We start from the raw sequence: 734 nt of genomic DNA, 5'->3' as shown, positions 1-734 counted from the left end.
GCATCTTTCCTTACAGTCGGCTCGAATACGCCAAGATACAAACAAGATACGTGCCATAAATTTTATTTATATTTATCAATGACTTACAGACAAGAGAGGAAACCAAACTTCCGGTTTACGGAAAGCAAAAAAATTAGGGGGAAAACTCTAATTTCCTCAAAGTGGATACTGTTATTAGGAATTCTTTCGGCAGGACAAACTTTCGCTAACTCGGACCAAACCACCTTCTCATCGGAGGAGCTAAAGGCCGTTGTCGCGAAACATTTTGAACAAGAAGTAGACCGCGTAGCCAAGTCCAACCAATGGGGCGAGTACCAACTGGAGTACGACTTGTGGGTGCCAGGTTCTGCCAACCATTTACCCAAATGCGATGCCAAATTGGTGATCACGGGTCGCGATAACCAACCTTTGCCAGTCGGTAACTTAAAGCGTTCCGTCAGTTGCGAAGACCTTACTGCTCCTTGGCGAATCAATGTCACGATCAAATCCTCGGTCACACTGCCAGTGGTGGTTGCGGCGACGACTGTAGGTCGCAGTGAAGTGGTGACAGCCAATCATCTGAAATTGGAAACTCGAACCATTTCGCGCTCGGACGATTTCTACACCGATCCTAAACACGCCATCGGCTTGGAAACCACGCGTCGACTCCGAGCCGGACAAGTCGTCGATCCAACCAACTTAAGTGCCCCCGCTTTGATTGAGAAAGGCAATGAAATCATCATCATTGCTAGCAA

The 734-nt window shown here is 47.4% G+C and carries 1 protein-coding gene; it reads left to right on the top strand.

Going from position 1 to position 734, the window contains the following annotated elements:
• Positions 1–78 precede the first annotated feature (78 nt).
• Positions 79–734 (top strand): flagellar basal body P-ring formation chaperone FlgA (flgA, locus tag R7Z77_RS25365; protein WP_318137047.1); only part of this gene is annotated, 656 nt, incomplete at its 3' end.

Source organism: Vibrio sp. 1401, assembly GCF_033340295.1.
This window is presented reverse-complemented; position numbering and strand designations above follow the sequence as displayed.